The organism is Bacillus sp. 41-22 (genome assembly GCF_025809295.1).
Taxonomy (GTDB): Bacteria; Bacillota; Bacilli; order Bacillales; family Bacillaceae_G; genus Bacillus_A; species Bacillus_A mycoides.
In genome coordinates this window covers 2,770,151-2,791,830 of record NZ_CP084035.1, presented here as the reverse complement: position 1 = coordinate 2,791,830, position 21,680 = coordinate 2,770,151, and the positions used below count along the sequence as shown (strand labels likewise).

The following is a 21,680-nucleotide window of genomic DNA, read 5'->3' as shown; positions in this document are numbered from 1 at the left end:
GAGATTGAAATGAAAAAAGTATTAGTTGTATGTGGAAATGGATTAGGAAGTAGTTTTATTATAGAAATGAATGTAAAGAAAATATTAACTGAACTTGGTATGCAAGCTGAAGTTTCTCATACGGATTTAGCATCAAGTAAATCAGAACAAGCAGATCTATATTTAGGTGCGAAAGATATCATTTGCAACCTTGAAGATGGTACTCGCACAGTTGCTGGATTAACAAACATTCTAGATTTAAATGAAATTAAAGAAGCATTACAAAAACACCTGATGTAGAAACGGTGAAAGGGGAGTAGTGCTATGTTTGATTTAATAATGAAAGATATTTTGGGACAGCCTGCAATATTAGTTGGATTGTTTGCTATGTGTGGTTTACTATTGCAAAAAAAGAATTTTGCAGATACAGTTTCAGGAACATTAAAAACAATTATGGGCTTCGTCGTTTTAGGAGGCGGAGCCACTATATTAATAGGGGCTTTAGATGTTTTTGGTAAAATATTTGATAAAGCATTTCATATTAAAGGGATTATTCCAAATAACGAAGCTGTTGTTGCGATAGCACAGCAAACTTTAGGAACAGAAACGGCATTAATTATGGTATTTGGGATGATTGCTAATTTACTAATTGCACGATTTACAAGATTTAAATATGTATTTTTAACTGGTCATCATACCTTATTCATGGCATGTTTAATTTCAGCTGTATTTTCAACTACAGGGATGAAAGGCGCTTCACTAGTTATTAGTGGGTCTATTATTTTAGGATTACTTATGGTCATTTTTCCAGCTCTACTTCAACCGTATGTTAGAAAAATTACGGGAATGGATGATATCGCAATTGGCCATTTCGGTTCAGTTGGGTATTTAGCAGCAGGATTTGTTGGTAGTAAATTTGGAAATAAGGAAAAATCTACAGAACAAATTAAAGTACCGAAGTCATTAGGGTTTTTACGTGATACATCAGTTTCTATGTCATTAACAATGGCTGTGTTATTCTTTATTGTTGCACCATTTGCTGGGAAAAACTTTATCGAAACAGAATTAAGTAACGGACAAAATTATCTCGTGTATTCATTCATGCAAGCAATTACATTCGCTGCGGGTGTATATATTATTCTAGCTGGTGTCCGTATGTTGATTGCAGAAATTGTCCCTGCATTTAAAGGGATAGCAGATAAACTTGTACCAAATGCCAAACCAGCATTAGATTGTCCAACAATCTTCCCATTCGCGCCAAATGCGGTTATTATTGGCTTTTTAACAAGTTTTATTGCTGGATTACTATCTATGTTTATTCTTCCGTTTATCGGATTAAGTGTAATAGTGCCAGGATTAATCCCTCATTTCTTCACAGGGGCAACAGCTGCTGTATTTGGAAATGCAACTGGAGGAAGACGAGGAGCAATACTTGGAGCTTTTGTAAATGGATTATTAATCTCATTCCTACCAGCTATATTACTACCTATATTAGGTGGATTAGGATTTGAAAATACAACATTCGGTGATTCCGACTTTGCTGTTGTTGGTATTTTAATTAGTGAAATTGCGAAATTGCTAGGGAATGTTTTCTAAATAATAGAGCATAAAAAGACTTGAATTCTAATTATGAATTCAAGTCTTTTTATTTAAATATTAAAGTGTAAGAAAGTGAGGGAATTTGAATAAAAGAAATAGGGATTGGTTTGAAAAAAATGTGTTATGATTGTTTGTAAAATCTTTTGATTTTCCTTGAGGATCAATATTGAAACAGAAAAGTATATTTTCAAAATAGGGTAAAATAAAAGGAGTCTATGCATGAATTTTCAAAATGAAAAAATATCATTACATTTAGAGGTTGTAAATTACCAATATGCAGATGCAAAAGACGAGTGTGATAGAAATTGGTTAAGAGTAAAAGCGAAACTATCAGAAGAAAATAAAGTTTTTGAAACGATGGATCCTTTTTTACAAACATACGATTTACAGTACATGATAAAATGGTTTGAATCTTTACCAAACCCTAAATATAACGAACTAGATTTCATAGAACCAAATTTAGCGTTTGAATTTATGGGGGGAAAAGCAGGGGAGTTTAACATTGTTATTCGCTTATCGCTGGAACTTAACCCCACATGGTGTAAGGAAGAAGAATACGAATTTTCTATCGGTATAACTCAAGAGGATAGGGAGAATATTATTCGTTCTATTGAAGAGCAACAAAGGAAATTCCCAAAACGATAAAAAAAGACTTGATAACCTACAAGAGGGAATCAAGTCTTTTTATTACATACGATTATCATGCCAGAAGTTTAATGGGAAGTGTTCGTTCTCATTATAGGCTTCTAATTCATATCCTCTTTCTTTCAGCCCTTTAATAATACCAGGTACTGCTTTAACTGATTGTGGATGAATATCATGCATTAGAATAACTTCTGTTGGGTTTGTAGCACCATGTAGAACGTTTTCTACGATTTTAGCAGATGCAGCGTCTACTTGCATTTTGTTGTATTTCCAGTCTAATGAATCAATTGTCCAATCCCAAACTTTTAAACCATTTTCAACAACTTTGTTGCGAAGAGCTTCATTTAACCCTGGCATTGAGCCGTAAGATGGACGAGTTAATACTGGAGATTTTCCTAGAACGCCAGCGATTAAGCCTTGGTCTTCTTTCATTTCATCAACGTAATGACCTTCTGTGTAAAGTTTCTTGTAGTTATGAGTCATACTGTGCATCCCAACATAGTGGCCTTCAGCATCTTCACGTTTTACAAGATCAGGGAAAGCTTTTACGTTTGAACCAATTAGGAAGAATGTTGCTTTTGCATTTTCACTCTTTAACATATCTAAAAGCTCAGCTGTGTATTTTCCAGGACCATCGTCAAATGTTAAGTAAGCGACTTTTCTAACTTGCCCGTTATAGTGCTTTGGAGCTTCTTTCGGAGCAAGGGACGTTTGAATTTCACTTACAAGTTGAACAGATTTCGCTTCATCCTCTGTACTTGCTAGAGCGATATGTGTTGATCCGTAAGCAGCTTCGTATGTAAATAATACCCCAGCGCAAATCAACAGAGCCCTTTTCACTAAAGTTGTCATCCGAATTCCATTGTGCATAATTTTCCTACTCTCTATAAAAGTTCTACTCTACTATATTAGCAATTTTAGAGGGGGAAATGCAAAAAAACTTTTTTACAAGCGCAAAAAAGTTTGTTAAAAAGCATGTAAGATTTCACTGTTTTGCAGGTTTGAAAAAATGAAACAAGAATTAAATGAATGGAACTGCATGTAATAATGGTTCATTCACGTTTTTTGTTTTAGAAAGGGAGGAAAAGTATGAAAAAATTAGCTTGTTTACATGCTCATCATTCAAATATTGAATACATTGACCGAGCATTGCAATCTTTTGGAATCGAAATACTCCATTTTGTAGATCCCATCTTATCACGCATATTAAAAAAAGATTGCGATTTTGAAAAAGAACAAGCACGGAGTAATTTAAAAGATATTATAAAGTATATAGCCAAAAGTGATATAGATACACTTTTATTAACTTGTACAGATTATATTACGCTATTAGATGAGAATTTCAAAATAGACATACCTATATTGAAAATTGATGAGCCATTTTTTGAAATGATTTGTCATATTGAAGAGCCACAAACAATACTTTTTACAAATAATCGTACGGTTTCAGGAACGATGGAACGTTTAAAACAATACGCTCGGCAGAATAATAAATCCATACATGTAAAAGTAGAAGTGATAGAAGGGATATTTGAGTTAATTATGCAAGGTCGTAAAGAAGAGCATGATGCTAAATTAGAAAAGTATTTATATGAAATTATGAAAGATAGAAATGAAATGTTTTTAGTTGCACAATTATCTATGGTAGACGCTACTACAAGGGTAGAAAATATAATAGGAAGGAACATAATAAATCCGTTGAATGCGCTTGTGGAGTATTGTATACAGAGTGTGAATGAACAACCGTGTGAAAAATAAGGAAGAGGATGTTTTTTATTTTAAAGAACATCAATAAAATTTCACATACCGTATTTAAAAAATAAATATAGGAAAACCAAAAAATAATGTAGAATATATCGTACATACATATATGAAGTGAACATAAAACATAAAAGAGGTGGGCATATGTTACTTGAAGAAGTAATGCAGCAACTAGAAGAATATGGAACAGAACAAAACCGTAAAATCTTTAAAAATCATGGGGCAAAAGAGCCGTTATTTGGAGTTAGTTTTGCAAATTTAAAATTGTTGAAAAAGAGGATAAAAAAGGATCATGATTTAGCAATCTCATTATGGGAAACGAAAAATATGGATGCAATGACTTTAGCAACGATAATTTTAGATCCGAAGAAACTAACGTCAGAACAACTAAATAGATGGGTTCAGGATGTTGATTACTATTGTTTAATGGACGTTCTTATGACAGCTATATGTACGTCACCAATCGCGATAGAAAGAATGGAAGAATGGACGAAGTCTGATGATGAATGGATTGGAAGAGCAGGTTGGTCTTTATTAGCAAATATAGCGATTAAAAATAAAACGTTACATGATGAATTCTTCACTCCGTATCTAGAAGAAATTAAAGCAAATATACATAATGAAAAAAATAGAAAAAAAGAAGCGATGAATAGTGCTTTAATCGCGATAGGGATTCGAAATGAAGCTTTAGAGCAACAAGCAATTGAAATTGCACGTGAAATTGGAAAAGTAGAAGTTGATCATGGTGCAACGTCATGCAAAACACCAGACGCAGAACCGTATATAAAAAAAGCGAGAGAAAGAGCTGAAAAAAAGAAAGTGAAATAAGAAAAGGGGAACGGTTATGAAACCAATGGAAGCGGCACAAAGCATAATTACATCACAATTTTCGAATTGTGATGTTGCTTTACTAGGGGGAAGTGTTGCTAGAGGAGAGGCTACAAAAACATCTGACCTTGATATTGTAATATTTGACCAAAGTTTGTCATCTTGTTATAGAGAATCTTTCTATAGTAATGGCTGGCCTGTTGAAGTATTCGTACATAATTTTGAAACGTATAAAACCTTTTTTAAAAGTGATTGTAAGCGCGGGAGACCTTCATTACCTCAATTAGTTTCAGAAGGGATTGTGCTAAAAGGAAAAGATGAAATTGTAGAGATACTTAAAAGAGAAGCGAATGATTTATTAAATAAAGGACCAAAAAAATGGACAGAAGAAACGATGAAGCAGAAGCGTTATTTTATTACGGATACTTTGGATGACTTCATTGGTGCAACAAAGAGAGAAGAAGAATTGTTCATTGCCAATTTATTAGCTGATTTAGTACATGAATATGTTTTAAGAGTAAATGGTCAATGGCTTGGAAATTCAAAATGGTTTATTAGAGTGTTAAGAAGGTATGACGAGCAATATGCAGAACATTTTGTAGCGGCTTTTGATCATTTTTATAAAACAGAGGAGAAAAATGAATTAATTACTTTTGTAGAAAACACGCTAGATCAATACGGAGGAAGAATGTTCGAAGGATTTTCTATAGGGAAATGAAAAGGGGATAGCAAAGTGAATGTACCATTCGTTCAATTAAGAGAACTGACAATAGATGATGTAGAAGATCGATATCAATGGTCATTAGATACAGAAGTAACAAAGCATTTAGTTGTACCAGATCAATATCCACCGTTCACTCGTGAAGATACGAGAAGGTGGATTGAAGCATGCATAAGTCGAGGGAATGGTTATGAACAACGAGCTATCGTTACAAAGGAAGGTATACACATTGGATGGATAGACCTAAAAAACTTTGATAATACAAATAAAAATGCTGAACTAGGGGTTGCCATTGGAAATAAAGAATATTGGGGTAAAGGATATGGAATGGCAGCACTATACAGTATGTTACAAATTGGCTTTTCTGTATTCGAATTAGAAAAAATATGGCTACGAGTAGACGAAGATAATTTACAAGCTAGAAAGAGTTATGAAAAAGCAGGATTTGTTTGTGAAGGAATAATGAGAAATGATCGATTACGTCAAGGTAAGTTCATTCATCGCTATCGTTATAGTATGTTAAAAGAAGAATATCAATCTTTATTTAATAGCCTATAAAAATGTTATGTAAACTAAAAGGGGATGAGGAAAATGATTCGATTACTTACGAAAGAAGATGCGGAAAAATATTGGGACTTACGTTTACAAGCTTTACAAGTAAATCCAGAGGCATTTGTAACAACTTATGAAGAGGCGATTCGCCAGGAAAATCCTATTAAGCGAGTGGAAAGTAATTTAACAGCTACTACTAGTTGTACATTTGGTGCATTTAACGAAGAAAATCATTTAGTTGGAGTTGTCACTTTACTAACAGAAGAGAGAGAGGCGTATAAACATAAAGGTCATATCGTTGCGATGTATGTAGATGCACAAAACAGGCGGAACGGATTGGCACGTGAGTTAATAACAAATGCCATTCAAAGAGCGCGAGATATAAAACTAGAGCAATTGACATTAGGTGTTGTATCTACAAACGAACCAGCAAAAAAATTGTATGAATCAATGGGCTTTAAAACGTATGGAATTGAAAAAAGAGCTATAAAGGTGAATGGTGTGTATAGTGATGATGAAAATATGGTGTTGTTTCTTTAAAGGAAGGATATTATCATGAAAGATCTCCATTTAGAAAAAGATATGAACCCCAACGTGGCAATTTTGTATGCAACGGTTACTGATACATTTAAACGATTGCAAAGGTTAGTCGAAGGTATTGAAAAGAACGAACTATCCTATAAAGGGTCTGAAAATAATGAAAATAACATTGGACAGCTACTTCAGCATTTAGCAGTAGTCGATTTACACTGGGTGTACCGTTTAAAAGGAGAGGGAGTTCCGCCTGCACTTGAAAATAAATATGGACCAATGTTGAATGAAATGGGAAAATTGCCTAGTTTAAGAAAGTACAAATTACAAGAATTAATGCAAGATTATGAAGCTGTGCAACATATGTTTTATGAGGAATGTATGAAACTAACAGAAAATGATTTAACACGAGAAGTTTTTTATGAAAAGGGAGAAAATGCGACTATAAGGTGGGGAATATGGCATATAGCCGATCATAATCGGTACCATCAAGCTCATATTAGTCGATTACGAAAGTTATATAGAAGTAGACCGCATGTATGATTAAATTTTTGAATATTAATTATATTCATTTTGTTATATAGTAGAAAAAGAAACTATATAAGGGGTTTTATAATGAAAGCTATTGCAGTAGGGATATTGGCATCGTTTTTCTTTGCCTTTACCTTTGTGTTAAACCGGTCGATGGATTTAGGGGGCGGGAGTTGGATTTGGAGTGCATCACTACGGTATTACTTTATGGTTCCAATGCTACTACTTATTGTCATGTATAGAGGGAATTTAAAACAACTCTTGCAATATATGAAAAACAATCCGAAAGAGTGGTTGTTATGGAGTATTGTAGGGTTTGGTCTCTTTTATGCACCGCTTAGTTTCGCGGGTGCGTTTGGACCGGGGTGGCTTGTCGCTTCGACTTGGCAAATTACAATAGTTGCAGGGATTTTGTTAACACCATTTTTTGCGGTAGACCCATTACATAAAAAACTTCCAATGAAAGAATTAGTAATGTCAGGCATTATTTTATTCGGTGTTGTTCTTATGCAAGTAGAACACGCTTCTTCTTTAGGGATTCGTGAAACCATTTTATGTGTGGTTCCTGTACTCATTGCTGCGTTTGCATATCCACTTGGAAATAGAAAAATGATGCAAGTATGTAAGGGCGAATTAGATGTCTTCCAACGAGTTCTCGGTATGACATTAGCAAGTTTACCATTTTGGTTTTTACTATCTGGTTATGAAGTATCAACAGGCGGACTACCGTCAAGTAGTCAAGTTTTCCAATGTTTTATTGTAGCAGTTAGTTCAGGGTTAATCGCAACGGTATTATTCTTCTTTGCGACAGATCTTGTAAAAGATGATCCGCAAAAATTAGCAACAGTCGAGGCGACACAGTCTGGTGAAGTTTTATTTGCATTAGTAGGAGAGCTGCTCTGGTTATCGGCTCCAATTCCGTCTTCTTTATCGTGGGTTGGAATGAGTCTTGTAATTGTCGGAATGATACTTCATAGTTATGTAGCTGTAGTTGTGAAAAAAGAAGAGAAAATAACGGCATAAAAAGATTAGCTCTTTTTCAATAAAGAGCTAATCTTTTTTCATGAGAAAGGATGGAGATAGGATGTTACAACGTGTTGAGCATTTAGAAATAGATCCCATTAAAAAAGTATTAAAGCATGCGACCGGTCCGAGTGAAGCAAGCTTATTTAAAGCAGTTTCAATGTATAAAAATGATCAGGCAGTGCTATATAAATATGGGAATAAGGGTTGCATAGGTATAGTGCTAATTCATACAAATAGAGCGAGAATGTGTCACATAGCTGTTGATGAAAAATATCGTAATCAAGGAATTGCACTTCAAATGATTAAAGAAATAATTAGGGAATATGAGTTAACATATATTGAGGCTGAGACAGATACAGAGGCAGTCGGATTTTACAAGAAATGTAACTTTAAGATTGAAAGCTTGGGAGAGAAATATCTGGGGGTAGAGAGGTTTTATTGTTATTTAGAGAATGAATAAAATAAATAGCTCATCATTTGTGATGGGCTATTTCATATTAGTATAAATTAAGATTGCTAGATTGAAAGTTTTTGATTGTGTTCACCTTTCTATATTAATTTTAAATAAATACACCATAATTTAACTGTTTCCGATATGATAAAAACGACAGAGGTATAGTAATTGAAATGATTAAGTTAAAAATTAAGAAAAATATGATAATATATGTATGTATTAGTTTAAAGCAAAATGGGGGAACAATCGTGAAAATGAATGACATAGTGGCGAATACACAATTTCCAAATACAATCGAAACAATTACAAATGATTTAAAAGCATTAGGGATAGAAAAGGGAATGACAGTTATTGTACATTCTTCATTAAGTTCAATCGGTTGGATATCAGGCGGTGCAGTTGCCGTAGTAGAAGCGTTAATGAAAGTTGTTACAGAAGAAGGAACGATAATTATGCCGACGCAATCTTCGGATTTATCCGATCCAAAACATTGGTCAAGACCACCTGTACCAGAAGAATGGTGGCAAATTATTCGGGATAACGTCCCAGCATTTGATCCACGTATAACACCAACAAGGGCAATGGGAGAAGTAGTTGAATGTTTTCGTACATATCCGAATGTATTGCGCAGTAATCATCCACTCAGTAGTTTTGCAGCATGGGGGCAACACGCAGAAGAAATTACAGCGAATCATTCACTTTCCATAAGTTTTGGTGAAGAATCGCCATTACGAAAAATATACGATTTAGATGGATACATATTATTACTTGGTGTTGGTTATGACTCTAATACGTCTATACATTTATCTGAGGTACGTACAGGTGCACGCGAGTTAATAAAGGTAGGAGCACCTATTATAGAAGAAGGTGTAAGAGTATGGAAAGAATTCGTTGAAATGGATTACGATTCTGATACGTTTGTAGAAATCGGAGTTGAATATGAGCTTAAAGGAACAGTTACGCGTGGGAAGATAGGGAATGCGACGTGCCGTTTTATGAGGCAGCGTGATGCAGTTGACTTTGGAACAGAGTGGTTTCGTGCGAAAAATCAGTAAGGGATGGTTATTATGCAGGAGAAAAAAGTATTAATTACGAGCGGCGGCTGCCTAGAAAAATGGGATCAAGTACGTGGACATACAAATTTAGCAAAAGGTACGATTGGAAGAATTATTGCGGAAGAGCTAATGACAAAGGGCGCACATGTAATATATTTGCATGGCTATTTCGCTGAGAAGCCAATGGATGTAAATAACCAATTAGAATTGCACCCATTTGAGGGGATTATTGATTTACAAGATAAGATGAAAAGTATTATTACACATGAAAAAGTAGATGCAGTTATTATGGCTGCTGCTGGCTCAGATTGGGTTGTCGAAAAGATTTGTGATCAAGATGGAAATGTTCTTAATATGAACGGAAAGATTTCAAGTGACATCGCTCCAATTATTCATTTTCAAAAAGCGCCAAAAGTATTAAAACAAATAAAGAGTTGGGATCCAGAAACGATACTCGTTGGCTTTAAACTTGAAAGTGACGTAAATGAAGCAGAACTTATTGAAAGAGCAAGTAAAAGAATGGAAGATGCAAAAGCAAGTGTAATGGTAGCAAACTCACCGCATTCTTTATATTCTCGCGGTGCTGTGCATCACGTTATTGGACAAGACGGTAATGTGAAGTTATGTAATGGGAAAGATGAAACTGCAAAAGAAATTGTCAATATGTTAGAGCATTTATGTAATCGTATCACTGCGATGTAAATTTAAGCTTTTAGAAAGAGATGCAGTCGCATAGTATGTAATGGAGTTAATATTAAATTAGTGGGGGAACTTAGCCCTCACTAATTATTAAATTGAGTCAATGGAATAAATAGGCCATTAGCTGCTCGTAAATGTGTAATACATGATATATGCATAATGAACATTTTGTGAGGAGTGGATTGTATGGAACATTTATTAAAGCAAGCTATTAAACTTAGAAATGAAAAGAAATATGCGCAGTCTAGAGAGATACTTATAGGATTAACAAACTTTACGAGGGATGCAGAAGTACTATATCAATGTGCTTGGATACATGATGTAATGGGTCTTGAAACGGAGGCGGTTCCGTATTATGAACAGGCAATTGCGAACGGACTTGATGGTGAATCCCTTTGCGGTGCGTATATCGGTCTTGGCAGTACGTATCGTTGTATAGGGGAATATGATAAAGCGATTACTTTATTAGAAGCAGGGATAAAGAAGTTCCCGGAAAATGACGTGATGAAAGTGTTTTTATCATTAGCAAAATATAACGTAAACGAACATGAAGAAGCGATGAAATTACTGTTAGAGACAGTTGTGAAAGTAGATGAGATAAAAGAATTTGAACGTGCTATTTCATTTTATAAAGACCATTTAAATGAGGTTTTTGAATAGAGGAGAGAAGGAATGAATCCATCAATTTCAAGAAGGAAAAAAGGCATTTGGATTGGACTCGTATCTTTAATTATGTTATCAAACTATTTAGTGTATGCCCTGCCAATAGTGCCAGCTGCCCCGAAAGAAGTAGTCCTCGGTTCATTATTAGATTTTATGTTTGTAATTCCAGTCATCACATATTTCTTTATTATACGGAAAAGATATTCGTTAACGTATATGTTTCCTGTAGTTATAGCTGGATATGTATTCGCAAGATTTATAATTCCTAGTGATTATTTACAAGCTTTTTCATTTGTTTCGTATGTAATAGTTGCTGGAGAAATTGTGTTCGTATGTTTTGAACTGTTTCTTATATATAAAATTATAAGAGTACTTCCTAAAATAATAAAACGATATAAAGAATATAGAAGTGAGTATTCTTCATTTTCTTATGCGATTGATGCAGCGTTTGATGCTACTATGAAAAGAAGTAAGGCTGTAAGTATCATTCTTACTGAGTGTAAATTAATCTATTATGCATTTTTATCGTGGCGTGAAAAAGTACCAGATGGTGAATGCACATATTCCTATCACAAAAAGACCGGCGCTATAGGTGTTTATATTATGATTATTCACGCAACAGTAATTGAAAGTATCGGTTTTCACTATTTACTTCATCAATGGAATCCAGTAATAGCTTGGATTTTACTCATACTAAACGTATATGCGATGATTTATTTTTTAGCTGAAATACAAGCGATGCGTAAAAATCCAATTGTCGTAACAGAAGAACAAGTTATCATTCAAATTGGATTAGGAAAGAAAGTTGTATTGCCATTTACACAAATTGATAATATTGCATTCTACAAGGGGGAACCCCTAACAGCAAAAGAAGAAAAAGAGGTGCTGGATGCAACTGTTATGGAGTTCATAAAAGAACCTGCTACTTTTGAAATAACGCTAAAAGAGCCAGTGAAAGTGCAGTTGTTGTATGGATTTACTAAAACAGTAAGTCGTGTTCACTTAAATGTTGATGAGAAACGAAAATTTTATGATGCGGTTACTGAAAGGTTAAAACATATGAATGGTGGATAGTGAAAAACTCCTTCTAAATAAGAAGGAGTTTTATTGTGTAATTGTAGACTGTACACTTCTTTATCGCTATATAAACGGATATAATTAAGACTAGAAATAGCATAAGGGGAAACAAAAAAATGAATAAATTACGAACACCTAAAAGTGAAATTATAGAAAGAAAAATCCGATATGACTCGACAATAGTAGATCACAATTGCTTAATACTTGAAAAGAAATCGCAAAGTATCGTGTTATTTTATGAGGTTCAGTATTCATTTACGATGAATACAAATGATTCGAGTTTAACAATCCCAAAAGGAAGTTACACCATTGCATACTACTGGGAAAATCGTCCGTACAATTTATACATATGGAGAGATAAGAACGGAATGTATTTAGGCGCTTATTTTAATGTTGTAAAAAATACGCAAATAACAGACGAACTAGTGTCATTTGAAGACTTAATTATTGATATTATGGTAATGCCAAGTGGAGAATGTTTTATTTTAGATGAGGATGAGTTACCTGAGCCCTTAGAGAGTTTTGAAGGTGGCTATGTGGATGAAGCTCTTTATGTATTAAAGGAAATAATTCAAAAGTCGCTTCCTCAAATGATTGTAGAGACAGAAATGGTGCGGCTAAAATAAAGTTTAATCGATTTGAAAAGAGAATACGTGTTTAATGAAAATGAGTAGTCTCAAGTTATATGATCTAACTTTTTTGATAAATCTAAGGTTAGAAGCATATTTCTTGGGATTACTCTTTTTTTGTAGGAATTTTGTTGCTTAGTTTCTAAATTGATTTTTAAATTTATCAAATAAGATTGACTGAATCAAGTTCAGTCGTTTATGATTGAATCAGATTCAGTCGTGGAAAAACATAGTAGGAGATGACGTATGAAAAGAATATCAAAAGAACCCGATATAAGACGCCAAGAGTTAATGGATATTGGTTTTGAACTATATATGAAAAATGGTATGGGAGGATTTAGCATAAAAGATGTTGTTAGTCGGGCTGGTGTAGCAACAGGGTTGTTTTACTATTACTTTAAATCTAAAGAAGATTTTGTTGATGAGACTTTAAATAGCTTCATTGTGAAAAATATGGAGTTAATTGAAGAAATACTTATTTCAAATGAACGGTCTGTAATGCAGAAGATGAAAGATTCTCTAGATATATTTTGGACATTTATTGAAAAATTAGCACCCTATAAAAATGTGAGTTCGTTTCAGACGGAACAACATTTTCAACTGGAACAGAAATTATTCACACGAATTCAACCATTAATTCGACAAGTAATTGAAGAAGGAGTGAAAACGGGGATTTTTTATACTGACAACTCCTCATTAGCTTCTGGATTTATTTTATACGGTCTTAGCAGTATTGCTCATTCAGAAGTAAAGTTGAATCTAGATACGAAGCAAGAAATGGTTAATTTAGTATTAACTACACTACGATACGATCAAAAAGAAGGTGAATGTATATGAAGATTATTATCGATGGAAACAATATTTCGCAAGAGCAACTTACAAAATGGAAAAGAGAACGTATTAAAAAAGCATTAAATACATTAGGACATAAAGGGCCTGAAATAAATGATACAGACGTCATGATAAAAAAGCTAACGGAAGTAAAGTTGAAATATTCATATAATGAAATGTATGATAAACTGAAATCAAAACTTAGATTAAGTGGAATAGGTATGCGTATCTGTACTGTTTTATCTGGTGATAGACGAAAATTTTCAAAAACAAGCATCTATTTAGATGGGATTACAGCAGAAGAAGCTATAAATGGAATTGATAGTTTTATGCTTGAACAATCACGTGAAAATAATCAAGTGAATTTATCGGCTTGTCCTGATCACTATGTACTAAGCCCCTTTGGGGAAAATGAATTAGAGGTTATCGAAACTACAGGTAATTCTCCGTTCCCAGTTCAATTTTTCATTGTTTTTGGTGACGAAACGGGATTGAAAACACCTAGAGATAAGTCTTACCAATACCAATCAACAGGTGTTGCACGTATGAAAGATGGTACTATTATTGGTGGAGTTCGGCATCAATTTAAAGATATTGATACTGGGATAGAAGTAAGTCTAGTTGTTGAGTTCCCAGCACTTTGTCCTAATAGTCTTATTAAATCACATCAAATGCATTTAGCATGTGAGTTTTCTTATTGGTTACAGCGGATTAAGGACCATAAAAAATAGTAAGTGAAAAATACCTTTCAAATAAAGAAATATACAATTTTTATGAATATAAATCGAACTGTATTTCAAACAAACAGTAACGATGTTCAAACGAATCATATGTGTCTTTAAATAAAGACTAGTTAACTTATAGGAAATGTTTTTATAATATGTAGTTAATTCTATAACGTATCGCTGATTGGAAAAACCGAATCCATTCATTTATATGAATCAGTTCAAGGAGGGGGAAGAAGTGGCAGAACTGTTATTCCCTTTATTAAAAGACGAGAAGCAACAAGAAAATAAAATCGTTGGTGAAATGATAGCTGATGCATATGCTTTAAAAAAATAGTGAGAAATAAAAAACTCGCAAGTTTTTAAGCTTGCGGGTTTTCATCGTAAACAATTAATAAATATGATAAAATTAAGAGGTAACTTATGGTACGGTTGGTTGTTCAATTATCACTTCTCCAAAGTAGGAGGGGGGTGATAATTCGTGAGTGAAATTGCGTTGTTATTGCAAGGTGGACTGTTTCTCATTGCATTGTTAACGTTTATTGTCGTCTTAATTGACAAGCTCAAAAAATAACAACCCACCTATGCCTATAGAAAGTGGGTTGTTGTGTTTGTACGAAACAAATAGGATAAATGAACAATCCAATCTGCTAAGTTACGTGGACTAGTGTGTAGCCGCACACTAGTCTTTTTTATTTATATACAGGTTTTAATTGTTTTATGTGATTGTATTGTTCTTTTCACACTTATTATAACACAGTGTCTTTTCATGAAGAAAGGAGACCGTATGTTCCTATATGGATTAAATAGAACGTGTAGTTTCTTTAAATAGCCCATCCATATACTGTTTTAAACTTTCCACAAAAAATCCTTTTTTGTCTACATTATTTACGCCGACAATTGGTGATGGAAGATTGTATCTTTTTTCTGATAAATGAACAACAACATCAAAAATATCAAATAGGCGAATGAAGCAGAATAGACCGTCTTTATCACTAAGTAAAATAAAGTAATGGTTTTCGCTCGTTGTATTTAATGTATTCCATAAAGAGCTTTTGCTTAAGTCACGAACGATACTCTTTTCCTTTAATTCCATGAAATCGGCATTTAATAGAATGGTAGAAATATCAATCGCATCTGGATCGTCAAAGTAGCCATCAATTGTTTGTACAGCAAAAGTATAAGCCATTTTTAATACACTCATTTTATATTTACGGTTATCTAAAAGCAATTCACGTTGAATAGAACTAGCTACTTTTGTTACGCGCTCTTCTTTCCAAATTTCATTATGTAATGAAATATCGTGCTTTTTACATAGTTTCATAATTAATGCATTGGAATAAAGTATCTCATCACTTACTTCGACTACATCTGTCTCAGCGGCTGCTAGCTCCTCACCATGTTCATTCGTATAGAGAGGGGAATCGATTTGTTTTTTCATTTGCTCAATCTTATATTGACTTAATTTATGTCTAATTAAAGGACGATCAATATTTGTTGTCATATGTTCATGACATGAATCACAAATTGAATTTATGAAATAATATCCACATAATATCTCTGGAATGACATATTGTTCACTAAGTTCTTTCGTATCTTTTCTGCAAATGATGCATTGTGTCATATTTATCACCTTTACCTGCAAATTTGTCTGTAATCTCATTGTAGTGTATTTAATGGGATTTTGGAATATTGTAAAGGAAAATATTATGTGAAATCTAAGTTTAATTTGGTACAATGAAGAGAAGTGCTAGTTTAAAGGAGGACGTTTTTTTGAAATCGAAAGTGCACTTTTGGACATTAGAAGTGCTGATGGTTGTAGGAATTATATTTATTTGCACAAAAATATCGTTTCTATTTCAACCGATTGGTATCTTCATATCAACATTATTTTTCCCAATTTTAATCGCGTTATTTTTATACTTCATATTTAACCCATTGTTAGTCTTTTTGGAGAATAAAAAAGTACCTAGAGGTTTAGCGATTTTACTACTGTATCTTTTTATCATCACATTAACTGGAGTTGCTATTGGAGTAGTTGTTCCAACCATCTCACAACAGTTAATGGATTTAGTAAAAAATATGCCGACTTACATAAAAGAGGGAAAAGTATACATACAAGATCTATCCCATCATAGATTATTTGAATGGCTATCTACACAAAACTACGTTTCCATTGAGACAATTGAGAAAAATGCAATTGAATACTTAAAGGAAATACCAAACACACTTACGTCGAGTGCAACGGCTTTATTTGGTATTATCACGAACGTGGCGTTAGTTATCTTTACAGTACCGTTCATTTTATTTTATATGTTTAAAGATGGACATGCATTTCCAGGAAAAGCTGTTAGTGTATTACCAGAGTCTTACCGTGAAGAAGGACTTCGTATCATAAAGGAAACGAACGAAACATTATCTGCATATATTCAAGGTCAAGCGCTCGTTTGTATGTTTATTGGTGCCTTTACATTTACTGGTTATTTAATCATCGGTTTACCGTATGCTTTCGTTTTAGGAATTATCGCAGCATTTACAAATATAATTCCGAACTTAGGTCCATTTATCGGAGCAGCACCAGCTGTCATTATAGGTCTGTTCGTATCTCCGATGCAAGCTCTGTACGTAATTATTATAGTAACAATCGTACAACAGTTTGAAAGTAACATCATTTCACCGCGTATTATGAGTTCAAAATTAAATATCCATCCGTTGACAATTATCATCCTTATTTTAGGGGTAGGTAATTTCGCGGGAATTATCGGAATGATTTTAGCAGTACCAGCTTATGCGGTAACAAAAACAGTTGTTTCGAACTTAGTGAGATTGTTTAAGACGAAACGAAGTAAACGGAAATAGAATATGTTGAGAAAGATACACCGCTTAATAAAAAGGGGTGTATCTTTTATTTTTTAGTGTATGAAATACTTATTATTGTATATTTTTTACACATCAAATCAGGCGGTGAATTTTTGTTAAATGAACTATGTGGAATCCCTCTGAACTATCCAAATCATTTCTTTACACCGCGTTATTAACATCATAATCGACTCCTTTCATTTCTAATATAAGTTCAAACAATTATAGGTGAGTGTAGTACTTGCTTCTACGATCACGAATTTCATCTATAATCTTTTTATACTGTTCCTCTTGTTTTACTTCATTTGCAGATATAGTTTCTTTTTGAATCGTAATGGTTAAAAAGAAAAGGTGAAACTTCATACATGAATTCCTCCTTTCGAATAGGAATTACAGGTGACTACAATAATGACTTTGTCGTTCTTTTACGTTGTACATAGCCTGCTCAATTTGTCGGTCATGAAGCATATCAGACTCAGACAGTTTGTTTTTTTGAATGGTAATTGTTAAAAATAATACTCTGAATTTCATTGGATATTACCCCTTTATAATTTATTTAGTAAAGACGATTGTAATAAGAGGACTGACGCTCTTTCACATCATCCATAGTATTTTTAATTTGTTGTTCACGAGAAATTTCATCTTTTGAAAGTTTACGCTTTTGAATGGTAATCGTTAAAAAGAAAGCTTTAAATTTCATTAGGATATTACCCCTTTATAATTTATTTAGTAAAGACGATTGTAATAAGAGGACTGGCGCTCTTTCACATCATCCATAATGTTTTTTATTTGTTGTTCACGAGAAATTTCATCTTTTGAAAGTTTGTGTTTTTGAATGGTAATCGTTAAAAAGAAAGCCTTAAATTTCATTAGGAAATTACCCCTTTATAATTTATTTAGTAAAGGCGATTGTAATAAGAGGACTGACGCTCTTTTACTTCGTCCATAATAATTTTAATTTGTTGTTCACGTAAGATTTCAGCTTTTGAAGATTTACGTTTTTGAATGGTGATAGTTAAAAAGAAAGCTTTAAATTTCATTAGGATATTGCCCCTTTAAAAAAATTTTAATACATTTGTGTATAATACGAACTTTTAATGTCCGTTATTTTATCCATAGTTTGTTTTAATTGTTGTTTACGAAAGATTTCAGCTTCAGATAACGTTTTTTTCTGAAGTGCTGTCGTAAAAAAGAAAATATGAAAAGTCATGGACGAATTCCTCCTTTCGAAAAGGAATTACAGGTGATCGCAATAAAGCACTTGGCGCTCCTTAACATCATTCATAGCTTTTGTAATTTGCTCATTATGAAGAATTTCAGCTTTGGAAAGTGTATTTCTTTGAATCGTAATACTTAAAAACAATACGCTAATAGTCATCGAATGTTGCTCCTTTCTTTAAAAAATAATGTATGAGACTAAAAAATCGCACGAAAAAGCCACAGGAAGATATCGTTTTCCTATGGCTGGGCGTGAAAAAGCCACAGGAAAGTATACGACCTCCTGTGGCGAATTTATGAATTAATAGAAATAAAGTACGATTTTCAATTCTCCGTTAGGGTGGTCGAATTCATATTTAATTGTCCGAAAAACACAGGTGCAGTTAACGCTAAAGTTAAAGCATGTAATTGTAATTTCATCATTTCCTTCGACCTCCTTTTAGAATATTTTTCTTACGTTAGTAATTATATACAATTAATGGATAATTGTAAACGTAAAAAGTGAAAATTTTTAATTTTGATTAAAATGCGTATATTTAAAAGGGCTTTTTAAAGGATACATTGTATGGATTGGATAATAAATAGAACGTGGGGGTGTCTAATGAAGTATATGAATAGAATAGCAGGTGTTATGCTAACAATTTTATTAGTTGTTACTGCTTGTTCTAATGGGGAGCAAATAAAAGAAATATCACATATTGAACCTGGGGCTTTTAAAAAATATATGGGGACATACGTTGGAAATAATTCCGATGTGTTTGCGATTGTTACAAACTTACCTGGTGGTGAAACAGTTCAAAGTATAAATTTGAAAAATGAGAAGATCGCGGTGAAATACGGTGAGAAAAAGAACGGTAACTTAACAGAAGATATCATTGAGACGTATTGGTTTGACGAAAAGGATACGATGAAAAAGAACTTTCTCTTTAATGCTAGTTATCTTGCAGTTTTAGTACCGAATGCGAAAGGGTATGAGTTTCAGATTGAAAATCAAAGTTTTGCATTAAAAAGAGAAGAACTTTTACCCATACTGTATAAAGAATTTAATGATTTGCCAAAGGATGATCTTATATGGAATAAGGGAATCGTAATGAATTTCTTTTACGGTAATCAAGAAAAAATAGAAAAGCTAGTTAATAATAAAGATTTTCGAAAGCAATTTTTTAATGAACATCCTGTGCGGAAATCTAAGTGATATGGAGGAAGATGTGGTTATTTTATGATTGAAAATACGGACATTTTTTTAAGGGAGTCATTCAGTATTGAATGATTCTTTTTTTGATGAAAATTATGGAAAAAAATATAACGTTGTGCTATGGTTAATTACATAAGTAATGAACCTATGAACCTAAGGTGGTGAAATCGTGAAACCTACTCTAGAACAAAATAAGTTAATATACATACAAATTGCAGAAACAATTGAATCTGATATTTTAAAAGACATATTACTTGAAGAAGAACAAGCTCCGTCGACAAATCAATTTGCGAAGATGTTACAAATTAATCCGGCTACAGCTGCAAAAGGAGTAAATCTACTAGTAGATGAGGGGATTTTATATAAAAAGAGAGGGATCGGGATGTTTGTTACAAAGGGAGCAAAAGAAGTCGTACTAAAAAAAAGACAGCATGTTTTTATGACCGAGTATTTACCTAAAGTGTGGGAAGAAGCAAAAGTACTAGAAATATCAAAAGACGAATTGATGGACATGATACACAAAATTACGAAGGAGGGGAAAGAGGGATGATTGCACTTGAAACGAAAAACTTGTCTAAAAAATATAAAAAGAAATTAGCTGTTAACGAAGTAACTATTTCATTGGAAGAGCATAAAATATATGGTTTGCTTGGAAGAAACGGAGCGGGGAAAACGACATTATTAAACATACTTGCTGGTCAAATTATTTCAAGTAGTGGAAGTGTAGCTGTATTTGGTGAAATTGTTTTTGAAAATAGTAAAGCGATGCAAAATATTTGTTTCGTAAAGGTGAAAGAAAACATTAATTTAAGTAGTAAGGTAAAAGATGTTTTTTATTTGTGTAACATGTTTTATGAAAATTGGGATCAAGAATATGCTGAGGAACTTATTAAAAAATTTCAATTGAATGCAAAAGAAAAGTATTATGATTTATCCCATGGTATGCAAACAATTGTTGGTATTATTAAAGGTTTAGCTAGTAGAGCACCAATTACTATTTTTGATGAGCCGACTACCGGTTTAGATGCAGCACATCGAGAGTTGTTTTACGAATTACTATTGGAAGATTATAGTGAATATCCACGAACAATCATCTTATCAACACATTTAGTTGAGGAAGTGTCCCATGTTATAGAAAATGTAATCATATTAAAAGAAGGATCATTAGCTGTTCAATCCTCTGTGGAAGATTTTTTAGAAAAAGGACACATAATATCAGGACATAAAGATAAAGTGACAAATTTTTTAATGGGGAAAAATGTTGTAAAACAAGAGTTGTATGGGAATAAAGAGATTTCTGCGATATGGGGAGATCTTTCTGCTAGAGATTATGAGCTGATAGAAACTGAAGGGTTAGAAATAGACAGAGTAACACTGCAAAAACTATTTATTTATCTAACAGATAATGAGGTGAAATGAAAATGCTTTTAAAACAATTAAAGTTACATATGAAATTTCATTATAAGGCTATTCTTATCTTTTGGTGTGTGGCATTACTTATAAAATGGACAACAACTGCAACTGATATAAAGGGACTAAAGGTAGCATTTTTACATGATATCTTCAATAATTCATCTATTGCAATTGCAATATTTATTGTGGCAAGTGTTTTTCTTGTTCAAGATGACATATTTCGTACAGTTGTCTCATTTGGCGTTACTAGATTACAATTCTTTATTGGTTCAGTATGTTTTATCATATTACAATCAGTAATTTTTTCATTTCTTCAGGTTTTGCTTTTACAAGGTACATTTTATGAAACGAAACATATAAATTTAGGAGCACATACAATCGAACAATTCTTTGCACAGTTCGTGTTCTATCTTTTATTAGCTAGCTTATTTCAATTAACAACTATTTTTCAGAAAAGATTTAATTGGATAGGCTTTGCTTTTAGTGTGATTTTTTTCTTGGGGTTGACGAGTACAATTTATGGTAAGGTAGGTTTGAAAGAATTGGTATTTATTGATAGTAAATCGTTACTTGATATACCTAATTTTATATCAATTTCGATAGTGCTTATTTTAATATACTTTATAATTGGCGCTCTATTTATTCGTAAAGTTTCTTTTGAGGATACGATTTAAGCACAATTACTTGAA

General features: G+C 33.0%; 33 protein-coding genes and 1 pseudogene. 25 read left to right on the top strand and 9 right to left on the bottom strand.

All coding sequences use genetic code 11. The features are described 5' to 3' along the window. Positions 1-9: 9 nt before the first annotated feature. The 3 genes from LCF45_RS14305 to LCF45_RS14295 all read left to right on the top strand — a co-directional run bounded on the left by LCF45_RS14305 (position 10) and on the right by LCF45_RS14295 (position 2,223). Complete coding sequence (locus tag LCF45_RS14305) at positions 10-279, top strand: PTS sugar transporter subunit IIB (protein WP_000757313.1); 270 nt, start codon at positions 10-12, stop codon at positions 277-279. Positions 280-303: 24 nt separating this feature from the next. Further along, positions 304-1,575 carry a PTS ascorbate transporter subunit IIC gene (locus tag LCF45_RS14300; RefSeq protein ID WP_000459912.1) on the top strand — a complete coding sequence of 424 codons (1,272 nt, stop codon included), beginning with the start codon at positions 304-306 and terminating at the stop codon, positions 1,573-1,575. Between the two features lie 222 nt (positions 1,576-1,797). After that, on the top strand, positions 1,798-2,223 hold the full coding sequence (locus LCF45_RS14295) for a WapI family immunity protein (protein ID WP_002127848.1): 426 nt from the start codon (positions 1,798-1,800) through the stop codon (positions 2,221-2,223). 42 nt (positions 2,224-2,265) lie between these two features. Here the strand turns inward: LCF45_RS14295 and LCF45_RS14290 are convergent, their stop codons facing one another. Then, complete coding sequence (locus LCF45_RS14290) at positions 2,266-3,093, bottom strand: peptidoglycan-N-acetylglucosamine deacetylase (protein WP_002127847.1); 828 nt, start codon at positions 3,091-3,093, stop codon at positions 2,266-2,268. Positions 3,094-3,312: 219 nt separating this feature from the next. Here LCF45_RS14290 and LCF45_RS14285 point away from each other — a divergent pair, with 219 nt between their 5' ends. The 17 genes and pseudogenes from LCF45_RS14285 to LCF45_RS14205 all read left to right on the top strand — a co-directional run bounded on the left by LCF45_RS14285 (position 3,313) and on the right by LCF45_RS14205 (position 14,880). Next, positions 3,313-3,981, top strand: a complete 669-nt coding sequence (locus tag LCF45_RS14285; RefSeq protein ID WP_087962630.1) for a hypothetical protein — start codon at positions 3,313-3,315, stop codon at positions 3,979-3,981. Positions 3,982-4,128: 147 nt separating this feature from the next. Then, on the top strand, positions 4,129-4,812 hold the full coding sequence (locus tag LCF45_RS14280) for a DNA alkylation repair protein (protein ID WP_263892830.1): 684 nt from the start codon (positions 4,129-4,131) through the stop codon (positions 4,810-4,812). A 16-nt stretch (positions 4,813-4,828) separates the two neighbouring features. Continuing rightward, positions 4,829-5,530: a nucleotidyltransferase domain-containing protein gene (locus tag LCF45_RS14275; protein ID WP_263892829.1), complete on the top strand. Its 702-nt coding sequence runs from the start codon at positions 4,829-4,831 to the stop codon at positions 5,528-5,530. 15 nt (positions 5,531-5,545) lie between these two features. Next, positions 5,546-6,091 carry a GNAT family N-acetyltransferase gene (locus tag LCF45_RS14270; protein WP_263892828.1) on the top strand — a complete coding sequence of 182 codons (546 nt, stop codon included), beginning with the start codon at positions 5,546-5,548 and terminating at the stop codon, positions 6,089-6,091. Between the two features lie 33 nt (positions 6,092-6,124). After that, positions 6,125-6,625, top strand: coding sequence for a GNAT family N-acetyltransferase (locus tag LCF45_RS14265; RefSeq protein ID WP_002032747.1), 501 nt, complete (start codon positions 6,125-6,127; stop codon positions 6,623-6,625). Positions 6,626-6,640: 15 nt separating this feature from the next. Further along, positions 6,641-7,159, top strand: coding sequence for a DinB family protein (locus tag LCF45_RS14260; protein ID WP_002127841.1), 519 nt, complete (start codon positions 6,641-6,643; stop codon positions 7,157-7,159). 72 nt (positions 7,160-7,231) lie between these two features. Then, on the top strand, positions 7,232-8,170 hold the full coding sequence (locus LCF45_RS14255) for a DMT family transporter (protein ID WP_002013410.1): 939 nt from the start codon (positions 7,232-7,234) through the stop codon (positions 8,168-8,170). 61 nt (positions 8,171-8,231) lie between these two features. Next, on the top strand, positions 8,232-8,633 hold the full coding sequence (locus tag LCF45_RS14250) for a GNAT family N-acetyltransferase (RefSeq protein WP_088291014.1): 402 nt from the start codon (positions 8,232-8,234) through the stop codon (positions 8,631-8,633). Positions 8,634-8,881: 248 nt separating this feature from the next. After that, positions 8,882-9,682: an AAC(3) family N-acetyltransferase gene (locus LCF45_RS14245; protein WP_125930143.1), complete on the top strand. Its 801-nt coding sequence runs from the start codon at positions 8,882-8,884 to the stop codon at positions 9,680-9,682. Between the two features lie 12 nt (positions 9,683-9,694). Next, complete coding sequence (locus LCF45_RS14240; protein ID WP_002127835.1) at positions 9,695-10,384, top strand: phosphopantothenoylcysteine decarboxylase domain-containing protein; 690 nt, start codon at positions 9,695-9,697, stop codon at positions 10,382-10,384. Positions 10,385-10,567: 183 nt separating this feature from the next. Beyond that, positions 10,568-11,041 carry a tetratricopeptide repeat protein gene (locus LCF45_RS14235; protein WP_002013416.1) on the top strand — a complete coding sequence of 158 codons (474 nt, stop codon included), beginning with the start codon at positions 10,568-10,570 and terminating at the stop codon, positions 11,039-11,041. A gap of 12 nt (positions 11,042-11,053) precedes the next feature. Next, the gene (locus LCF45_RS14230; RefSeq protein WP_263892827.1) at positions 11,054-12,118 is read left to right on the top strand and encodes a hypothetical protein; all 1,065 of its coding nucleotides are present in this window, start codon (positions 11,054-11,056) and stop codon (positions 12,116-12,118) included. A 119-nt stretch (positions 12,119-12,237) separates the two neighbouring features. Continuing rightward, positions 12,238-12,747 (top strand): ribonuclease FAU-1 family protein, encoded by a 510-nt coding sequence (locus LCF45_RS14225; RefSeq protein ID WP_001038143.1) that lies wholly within the window; start codon positions 12,238-12,240, stop codon positions 12,745-12,747. Positions 12,748-12,996: 249 nt separating this feature from the next. Continuing rightward, entirely contained in the window at positions 12,997-13,587 is a 591-nt protein-coding gene (locus tag LCF45_RS14220; RefSeq protein WP_002127831.1) for a TetR/AcrR family transcriptional regulator, read from the top strand. Beyond that, positions 13,584-14,312 carry a hypothetical protein gene (locus tag LCF45_RS14215; RefSeq protein WP_002127829.1) on the top strand — a complete coding sequence of 243 codons (729 nt, stop codon included), beginning with the start codon at positions 13,584-13,586 and terminating at the stop codon, positions 14,310-14,312. Before LCF45_RS14220 ends, LCF45_RS14215 begins: the two co-directional genes overlap by 4 nt. Positions 14,313-14,529: 217 nt before the next feature. Then, positions 14,530-14,643 (top strand): annotated as a pseudogene (locus tag LCF45_RS14210) (alkanesulfonate monooxygenase); the annotation flags it as partial. A 144-nt stretch (positions 14,644-14,787) separates the two neighbouring features. Further along, entirely contained in the window at positions 14,788-14,880 is a 93-nt protein-coding gene (locus LCF45_RS14205; protein ID WP_001289318.1) for a putative holin-like toxin, read from the top strand. A 228-nt stretch (positions 14,881-15,108) separates the two neighbouring features. Here LCF45_RS14205 and LCF45_RS14200 read toward each other — a convergent pair whose 3' ends face one another. Further along, entirely contained in the window at positions 15,109-15,930 is an 822-nt protein-coding gene (locus LCF45_RS14200) for an HNH endonuclease (protein WP_000189680.1), read from the bottom strand. Positions 15,931-16,079: 149 nt separating this feature from the next. Between LCF45_RS14200 and LCF45_RS14195 the strand changes: the two genes are divergently transcribed. Then, entirely contained in the window at positions 16,080-17,165 is a 1,086-nt protein-coding gene (locus tag LCF45_RS14195; protein WP_000837889.1) for an AI-2E family transporter, read from the top strand. A gap of 222 nt (positions 17,166-17,387) precedes the next feature. Here LCF45_RS14195 and LCF45_RS14190 read toward each other — a convergent pair whose 3' ends face one another. The 7 genes from LCF45_RS14190 to LCF45_RS14160 are packed head-to-tail and all read right to left on the bottom strand — an operon-like array spanning position 17,388 to position 18,543. Beyond that, on the bottom strand, positions 17,388-17,528 hold the full coding sequence (locus tag LCF45_RS14190) for a YrzI family small protein (RefSeq protein WP_002065956.1): 141 nt from the start codon (positions 17,526-17,528) through the stop codon (positions 17,388-17,390). A 27-nt stretch (positions 17,529-17,555) separates the two neighbouring features. Next, on the bottom strand, positions 17,556-17,696 hold the full coding sequence (locus tag LCF45_RS14185) for a YrzI family small protein (RefSeq protein WP_000672237.1): 141 nt from the start codon (positions 17,694-17,696) through the stop codon (positions 17,556-17,558). Positions 17,697-17,721: 25 nt separating this feature from the next. Continuing rightward, a complete protein-coding gene (locus LCF45_RS14180) occupies positions 17,722-17,865 on the bottom strand; it encodes a YrzI family small protein (protein WP_088291637.1) in 144 nt (47 codons plus the stop codon). A gap of 26 nt (positions 17,866-17,891) precedes the next feature. Beyond that, on the bottom strand, positions 17,892-18,035 hold the full coding sequence (locus LCF45_RS14175; RefSeq protein WP_000668953.1) for a YrzI family small protein: 144 nt from the start codon (positions 18,033-18,035) through the stop codon (positions 17,892-17,894). 26 nt (positions 18,036-18,061) lie between these two features. Next, positions 18,062-18,205 carry a YrzI family small protein gene (locus LCF45_RS14170; protein WP_000668987.1) on the bottom strand — a complete coding sequence of 48 codons (144 nt, stop codon included), beginning with the start codon at positions 18,203-18,205 and terminating at the stop codon, positions 18,062-18,064. Between the two features lie 26 nt (positions 18,206-18,231). Then, complete coding sequence (locus tag LCF45_RS14165) at positions 18,232-18,375, bottom strand: YrzI family small protein (protein ID WP_000142704.1); 144 nt, start codon at positions 18,373-18,375, stop codon at positions 18,232-18,234. Positions 18,376-18,402: 27 nt separating this feature from the next. Further along, positions 18,403-18,543: a YrzI family small protein gene (locus LCF45_RS14160; protein WP_000156202.1), complete on the bottom strand. Its 141-nt coding sequence runs from the start codon at positions 18,541-18,543 to the stop codon at positions 18,403-18,405. Between the two features lie 441 nt (positions 18,544-18,984). Here LCF45_RS14160 and LCF45_RS14155 point away from each other — a divergent pair, with 441 nt between their 5' ends. The 4 genes from LCF45_RS14155 (at position 18,985) to LCF45_RS14140 (ending at position 21,665) form a co-directional block, all read left to right on the top strand. Beyond that, a complete protein-coding gene (locus LCF45_RS14155; protein ID WP_088291638.1) occupies positions 18,985-19,578 on the top strand; it encodes a DUF4825 domain-containing protein in 594 nt (197 codons plus the stop codon). 169 nt (positions 19,579-19,747) lie between these two features. Next, a complete protein-coding gene (locus LCF45_RS14150; protein WP_263892826.1) occupies positions 19,748-20,128 on the top strand; it encodes a GntR family transcriptional regulator in 381 nt (126 codons plus the stop codon). Continuing rightward, positions 20,125-20,997 (top strand): ABC transporter ATP-binding protein, encoded by an 873-nt coding sequence (locus LCF45_RS14145; protein ID WP_263892825.1) that lies wholly within the window; start codon positions 20,125-20,127, stop codon positions 20,995-20,997. The genes LCF45_RS14150 and LCF45_RS14145 overlap by 4 nt, the downstream gene beginning before the upstream one ends. Then, positions 20,994-21,665 (top strand): DUF4052 family protein, encoded by a 672-nt coding sequence (locus tag LCF45_RS14140; protein ID WP_043331534.1) that lies wholly within the window; start codon positions 20,994-20,996, stop codon positions 21,663-21,665. Before LCF45_RS14145 ends, LCF45_RS14140 begins: the two co-directional genes overlap by 4 nt. Positions 21,666-21,680 lie beyond the last annotated feature (15 nt).